This is a genomic window from Lentisphaerota bacterium, assembly GCA_016873675.1.
Taxonomy (GTDB): Bacteria; Verrucomicrobiota; Kiritimatiellia; order RFP12; family JAAYNR01; genus VGWG01.
This window is the reverse complement of sequence record VGWG01000131.1, coordinates 1-6,968: the sequence shown is the minus strand read 5'-3', so window position 1 is coordinate 6,968 and position 6,968 is coordinate 1. Positions and strand designations below refer to the sequence as shown.

The 6,968-nt window shown below is 57.5% G+C and carries 5 protein-coding genes; all 5 read right to left on the bottom strand.

Going from position 1 to position 6,968, the window contains the following annotated elements:
• Positions 1–144: 144 nt before the first annotated feature.
• Positions 145–1,200 carry a hypothetical protein gene (locus FJ222_11430; GenBank protein MBM4165033.1) on the bottom strand — a complete coding sequence of 352 codons (1,056 nt, stop codon included), beginning with the start codon at positions 1,198–1,200 and terminating at the stop codon, positions 145–147.
• A gap of 101 nt (positions 1,201–1,301) precedes the next feature.
• Complete coding sequence (locus tag FJ222_11425) at positions 1,302–1,826, bottom strand: hypothetical protein (GenBank protein ID MBM4165032.1); 525 nt, start codon at positions 1,824–1,826, stop codon at positions 1,302–1,304.
• 10 nt (positions 1,827–1,836) lie between these two features.
• The gene (locus tag FJ222_11420) at positions 1,837–5,067 is read right to left on the bottom strand and encodes a hypothetical protein (protein MBM4165031.1); all 3,231 of its coding nucleotides are present in this window, start codon (positions 5,065–5,067) and stop codon (positions 1,837–1,839) included.
• Positions 5,068–5,331: 264 nt separating this feature from the next.
• Complete coding sequence (locus FJ222_11415) at positions 5,332–6,261, bottom strand: HEAT repeat domain-containing protein (GenBank protein ID MBM4165030.1); 930 nt, start codon at positions 6,259–6,261, stop codon at positions 5,332–5,334.
• Between the two features lie 7 nt (positions 6,262–6,268).
• The gene (locus tag FJ222_11410) at positions 6,269–6,883 is read right to left on the bottom strand and encodes a hypothetical protein (GenBank protein MBM4165029.1); all 615 of its coding nucleotides are present in this window, start codon (positions 6,881–6,883) and stop codon (positions 6,269–6,271) included.
• Positions 6,884–6,968: the final 85 nt, after the last annotated feature.

Sequence of the window (6,968 nt, the reverse complement as noted above, 5' to 3'; positions counted from 1 at the left end):
AACGGCGCGGCTGGCGCAGCCAGCGCCCTAAACCCGAAACCGGAGAGTGGCGCGACGGGGGCCGCAGGGGCGGGGGAGACCCAGACGCTCCAGTCGTAGGCTGCCAAGGTCACGGATTGCAGATTGGGGCTTTCAGGGTCAGACCTAGAAACTAGATTTTGCGCCTGCATGGTTGGCACTCCTGTCTTTCTTGCGTGTTGCGGTCAGACGCGTGAGAAGTTTCTTCTCGGCGGCGACGAATGCCGGCTCCTGCGCCAACGCCGCTTGTGCCCGCTTTCTGGCTTTCCCCGCCGCCGACTCGCTTCCATACCCCACGTATAACGCCACCGCGCGTTGGGAAGCGTCACTCAGGCGACAGCACCACTCCACGACGAGCGCCTTGCGGTCGCCCAACCGGTGGCCGTGGACGCGCACATCGGACAGGGCGACACCCAGCACATCAGCAGCCTCCTCCGCTACGACTTCCAGAGCCGGCCTCCGCTCCTCAGGCCAGACAATGTCTCCCGTCACCGTCCGCTCCATCCGCTTGTGCTGCAACGTGTCTTCCGTCGCTTCCCGGAATGGCTCGTCGCCAATGGCGTATCGGCTCTTGCCGATCTCATCCAGGAACCAATCATCCCCCTGCCCCAGCATCGCCTCAACGAAACCGCGGTACGCCCGCCTGTTTCCTCGATCTGACCGGCATCCCATGATCGCCAGCCAACGATAGTCCACCCGCGACTCGGGATCCGCCAGACCGGCGTACCCACGGTAGCTGCTGTACACCTGCCCCCGCAGCACATCCCGCCTGCTGTCCGCCGGGGACGATTCCAACCCCTTCACCTGAATCGGGTTCAGGTGGATGTAGCGCGTCAGCCCGAGAATGTAGCGATCCCCCGCCACCAGTTTCGCCCCGTAACGACCCTGGAAGCAGTGTCCCGGCCGGCCATGCTTGAAACGAAAGTACATGCTGTACGCCGTGTTCAGCCGTTGCATGAACCGCTGCACATTACCCAGGGGCGTCTCAACGAACAGATGGAAATGGTTCGGCATGAGCACGTAGGCGTAGAGGATAACCCCGTCCGCCTCCAGTGCTGCGTCCAGTTGCTCCAAAAACCGCGCGTAGTCATCGGGTGCCAGAAACACGGCCGCGCGACCGTTCCCTCTCACCGTCAGGTGATACTTCGCTCCCGCATACCGAACTCGCCAAGGTCGTGGCATGTCGGAACCTTATCATAACAGCCTTGACCCCGCAACCATATTCTAGATTCTAGGTCTGACCCTGTTACCGTGGTGGATCGTGCTGTAAAATCTTTGGGGCACTAATCAACTATACCAAATTGAACAATCTCCCAACGTCCTTCGATATCTTGACGTAACATAAAACCACTAGTACGGCTGTTGTAACGGCCAAGCGCGTCAGAAATGATATTCCGGGCTTCTTCGCTGTCGTTGGCCAGATCAACCCACCCTCGATCCGGCTGGCAGGCAATAATAACACTTGAAAGGATATTCCTATTCGTTTCAGTTGCCAGGATGTTCAACATGACCTGCTTGACCTTTGCTTCGCCAACGCCGCGGAGTGGCTTGTGGTCTTCGATAGGAAACAACTTAAATGTTTTACCCTTTCCGTCTGGTACATATTGTCCCGTATAGCCCCGGATCGCACGACAAGCATAAGAGATGTCCTCTCTCTTGCCGGTCGAGAGCTTCTGAATGATGGGCTGTGCCTCTTTCATTGGCAAATACGTATTGTTGTAATATCGCCACGCTACCATGCCACTGGAGACACAAAGCGCAATCAGAGCCAAAATAAGTAGCCGACGTTTCCAGACTTTTTGTGGCATAGAACACCCCTCACTCTGGTACTGGTACGTGCGACCAGTCCTTGGCTTTTATGTCGTCACGATTATCTCTGACGTGCTCCTCGTTTCGTGGGGTCAGGCCACGTCCGGTGCTGGGATCAAACCCTCCGGGATTAGTGTAGAAGCCACCTAGCAAACCCAACGCCGCATCTTCCAACGAGTCCCAGCCATGTTCCCATGCTGCACGCCGCTTCTTGTCCAGTTCGCGTGCCTCTGCGTCATCTTCATCTGTGACGCTGAACCCCAACGTAGACCCGTGTCCGGGTGCTGTCTCCCAGGAATCGCGAATGCCATCGCGGTCCGTATCGTTTGCTAGGATATAGGCCAAATTATCACCCCATCCGCCCTTATCCGCTGGCAGTTGCATGGATTGCCGATGCCCGTTCTCGTGGTGGATGGTTGTGGTAAACTTGAACACGCTGGACTTATTTGCGTCGTAAATCCTGATGCTATCTACCCACGGCGACCCCAACACATACAGATACTGTCCCTCAGTGGGGGTTGTAGCAGACGTCAAATTCGTATACGACATTCTGGTCTGCGGCCCGAAGTTGAACTGATTCGCCACCTGCTGCCAGTAGACGTACCAGTTGGGGTTGCCGGCGGAGACGTAATTGGTCGAAAGGACGCCCGCCTCGATCACGCGGGAGGCAGCGTTGGTTCCGGTGCGGGCGAAGCGAAACTGGACCGGTTGATCCCATTTCCAGGTATGCCGGTCTTTGAACCGCAGCACGAGGTTTTTGTTGCCGAAATCATTGTTGTGCGTAGGCATCGTATTGTAGCGGAACTCGGTCTTCCAAGGCTCTCCAGAAGGTGTTTCGGAGGTGACTGACGTGACGGTGGACACGGACGGATGAACCCATTCGACGTTATTCCACACGAGTGACTTGACGAAGGCACTGCTCAATCCAGTCAATCGAGGCGTTTCGCACGCCATCAGGCATTTGCCTATCTCGTCTGGCTCGTCGAACACAAAGAGCGGACTTGTCTCTGGAGAATATCGCGCCCCATTCTCGCCGTCGGGGGGAAGCGTTCCCGTGGGGCTGGCGTTATGCATGTTGGGACAGACGAGGTGCAGGTTCGTAAAGGATCCGGATCGGGCTTCCGTCGCAGCCATATCTGTAATCACTATCATCATCCCATTGGCTATGCTATTGATTCTCTTACGGATGCCTTTCGTCTTAATCGTGAACTTTCCAAGCACGTGATTGTCTCCTTCGCTCAAGCCCGACATTTGAAAGTTAGGCGTCCGCATGGAAGTAAACTTAAATTTGGACCCAGCATCCAGATGCCCAATGGTGTAAATATCTTTCGGACTTCCATTTGGCAGGTTTGCTACGACCTTGCCAGTCACCACAAGACTGGCAGATGCCATTGCCGAATTGGTAAGCGGAAATAGGACGTAATTAAGCCTATTCGTCGTCAGGATTATCGGGTCGTGCGCATTCAAGCCGGCGAAATCTAACTTACCCGCAACGGTGTCGAATTCGAATGTCCATTTTACAGTGGATTGGTAAAAGATCTTGACCTGATAGCGGGCAGGTTCACGCACGATTATTCGATAAAAGTTAAATTTGTCTGGGGTTAGGTTCGGGGCTATATAATTCACTCCACCGGGTATGCCTGTCAAGACTTGATCTATTTTTGCGACAGCCTGCGGCACGGATGTCGACCATCCGGTAGCCGTATTCGTCTGAATGGCGAACGTCCAATTAGCACTGTTCGCGTTCAAGTTGGCGAGATATATAACCAAAAGTCCGCCAAAACCAGACGTTGACGATCCCTCCTCGTGCAATGGGACCTCCTGAGGCTGGAAGGCAATATGGGGACTAAAAGCAACTTGGCCAGCAGTGACTATTGTGTGATCAGTGCGCGTACTGCTTGACGTTAACGGCGCGGCTGGCGCAGCCAGCGCCCTAAACCCGAAACCGGAGAGTGGCGCGACGGGGGCCGCAGGGGCGGGGGAGACCCAGACGCTCCAGTCGTAGGCTGCCAAGGTCACGGATTGCAGATTGGCATTGGTCACTATGGTCAGCAGTTGCGTGACGCAAGCGTCGGCGTCGGTCGTCACCGGTTCTTCCGGGAACGTAGCCCACGCGCTGAGATCGGCCGGCGCCTCGGCCGTGTTGTTTGTTTCGCAGAGGTTACCCTCGGCATCCCAATACTCCACCTTCTCGACGAAGAAGCGGATGTCGTGGCCGTTGAAGGGCTTCCACGGCATGCCGTTCGTTGACGCGCTCTCGGCTCCATCCCGGTGATGCCGCAACACCAGGTGATTGGTCAGCACGCCGGGAACGGGCAGGTAGCCGGGCTCAAAGGTCCATGCGTCTTGCTCGAAGTACTCGTCCCAGGTGAAACGCACGCGCGTTTCCGTCGCGCCGGCGCGGATCGTGCAGTCCATGTTGTTCACGTCGCTCGATGTGAGTTCGCCGCTGATCGCGCCGTTCGTGCCGGTCAGCACCGTGACGGCGGCGCAGCCGCCGGTCGCGGCCAGCGACCCCATGACCAGTTCGGCCGCCTTGCCCGGCTCATGGCTCAGTCCGCCGATCAAGCTGACGTCAATCGGAATCCCGGCAACCGCGGGCAGAACCTGTATCGTCACATCGGCTTGATGGGCGGGCGAACGGATCGCCCCCGCACCGATGGTTACCGGATCGGGCGGTGTCCAGTCCTCCGGCACGCCCTTGGGCGTGACCGTGATGGCGGCGACCTGGTAGACCGTGAATGCGACCCGGTCATAGTAGGTCCCGGGCGTGTCGGGATCGGCGCCGTTGTTGATGGCTTCCAGCGTGATGTGCTCGGGGCCACAGCTCGTCCAATTGCCGCTGGCGTCCTTTCCGGGGCCGTAGGCGCTGACGCCGACGCCCTTGACCCAGAGTTGCGTGGGCATGGACGATGCCGGGGAGTAGTTGGTGGGGCTCAAGACTTGCGTCCCGCCATTTGTCGCTGTCCAGATTTCGATCTTGCTGCTGTCCCAGTTCAGCCGGGTCTGCATGGGCTCGTTCACGCCGACTGCTTTCAGCGTGATCATCTGCCACCCGTTTGAACAGACGAATCCGCCGGGGCCTTTCGGGGTGGTGCTGGGTGACGGCTCATAGAACTCGTCATAGTCGGCCACGCCTGCAATGCTCAAATCGAGATCGGTAATTTGCGGATTGACCCCCGCCCTCAGGCTCCAGGTTGTGAGGGTTGCCGCCAGGATGCAAATGAGTTTGCTCTTCATGTGTTCTCGGGAAAAACCGACGAGAAACAGGAACGGAGGAATAGTAGCACACTTTTCTGATACCGGGCGTGAAATAAAATTCGTCCTGCGGCGAGCGTCTACCTCGCTTCGCGCTGACCCGTTGGCCTGCGGCGCGGCGAGACGCCGCCGCCCTACCGGCGCGGTGCGCATTCCCTAACCCCGCTTTTCAGCTTTCAGTTTTCAGCTTTTCTCTCTGCGGGCCACACACTCGCTTTACGCTTTCCTTCTCTCTGGCCACAGGCCCTACTTGCGCCGGTCCATCGCCTTCACCGCCGCCTCGGCGGCCAGTTGCACCGAACGGTTGGGGTCGGTGAGGCCGGCGCGGATCAGGGGGAGGTCTTCGGGTGTTCCGATCTGACCCAGCGTGGCGATGGCGGTGCGACGCAGGGCATCGGTGGAGTTCGTGGCGTAGGTGCGAACCAGCGGCAGGAGACGCACATCATTGCGCTTGCCGATCATCGCGAGGATGCTGAGCTTGGTCGGGGTGACCACCTCCGGGTCGGCCAGTTGCGCTTCCAGTTGCTGACTGAACGTCTCGCCCGGCTTCATCCGCCCCGCCGCTTCCTGAAACCCGATGTTCACAATGGCCGTCCCCGCCAAACCGTCCTTGCCCTGCGCGTAGCGGGTCAGAATGGTCTTGATCGCCTCAGGATCGGATGAGGACGCCAGGCACTCGGAGAGAAACTGCAAGCAGTAGTCCCGCCAGACCGGGCTCTCGGATTCATCCGCCAGCATCTTGGCGAAGAGCTCGTGCAGACGGGGATTGGGCGATTCCTGCCAGACCAGCGCATTCGCCATGTTGTTGCGGGTCACGGCCCAAAGCTGGCGGTTGAATATCTCCTGCTCGAAGAATGCCAGCACGTCGGCCGGGAGCGTATGATTCTCCATCGCCGCCGTCACCCGATTCAGGCGCTCCTGCTCGGTGAGGGTTCTGAAATCCGCCCAGCAAGCCGGAAGTTTCTCGGCGGGAATCCCGACGGCCCCGGTTTGTCCGGGTTGATTCGTGGCAGCATCCGGCACACCAGCCACAACCGGCGTCTGGATCACCGATATCGGCTTGCCAGGTCTGCGACTCGATTCGGCGTGTGGCGCCCGATTCCGAAAGATCATGACGGATACGATACCGGCCACAGCGGCCAGCAAAGCGGAAGGTAGAAGGCGATTACGCTTCATGGTTTCTTCATTTGTTGCGTTGTTTCTCCTCCGTCTCTTTCTTCAATTTCTCATTTCTTTCCATTTCTTCATTGAACATGCGCTCAATGGCTTCTTTCTTCGCTTTTAAGGCTTCTTTCTTCGCTTCCGAAGCTTTTCGGACATCTTGAAACAGTGCTTGTGGTATGACGTTAGTCATGCCTCTGTTATAAAGTAATCTCCATCTTTGCATGGCCCACTCATTGGTGCCTTGATCCCGTGCCAAGGCAGCCAATTTCATAAAACCCTCGTTAGTTTCACGTATGCAATACAGGTAAGCCGCCCACTGAACAGCCTGGCTCCGGTCAAACATAGAACGAGCCATCAAAGGATACAACACCTCATTAAACCACGGGGGGCAAAATGCACCGCATTTGCGCCAGTCTACTGAGGCGAGACGGCCCTCTATTGATGCGCGCTCACGCTCCACCCGATACGCGCGCCAGTAATAGTCACTGACCAACCTACGAACGTATTCATTTGTGTGACCAAGTAGAGGTGCAATGGCATAACAATTCGTCTCCAGGAAACCGAGGGCCGGCATGTCTTGCTCGAACGATGCGAAGGACGCGGGTTCAAGGCTCTCTATGTACATCATGGCCATGTCATCACCTTTCATATAGATGGCCTTTTCGAGGAAACGATCACGCCTTAGTCGGAGATCGTCCGTCCACTTCAACCGTTGCGCC

Bases quoted from the DNA above. Each gene is read 5' to 3' on its own strand.
- FJ222_11430 (MBM4165033.1), bottom strand. From the start codon at position 1,200: ATGCCACGACCTTGGCGAGTTCGGTATGCGGGAGCGAAGTATCACCTG.
- FJ222_11425 (MBM4165032.1), bottom strand. From the start codon at position 1,826: ATGCCACAAAAAGTCTGGAAACGTCGGCTACTTATTTTGGCTCTGATT.
- FJ222_11420 (MBM4165031.1), bottom strand. From the start codon at position 5,067: ATGAAGAGCAAACTCATTTGCATCCTGGCGGCAACCCTCACAACCTGG.
- FJ222_11415 (MBM4165030.1), bottom strand. From the start codon at position 6,261: ATGAAGCGTAATCGCCTTCTACCTTCCGCTTTGCTGGCCGCTGTGGCC.
- FJ222_11410 (MBM4165029.1), bottom strand. From the start codon at position 6,883: ATGGCCATGATGTACATAGAGAGCCTTGAACCCGCGTCCTTCGCATCG.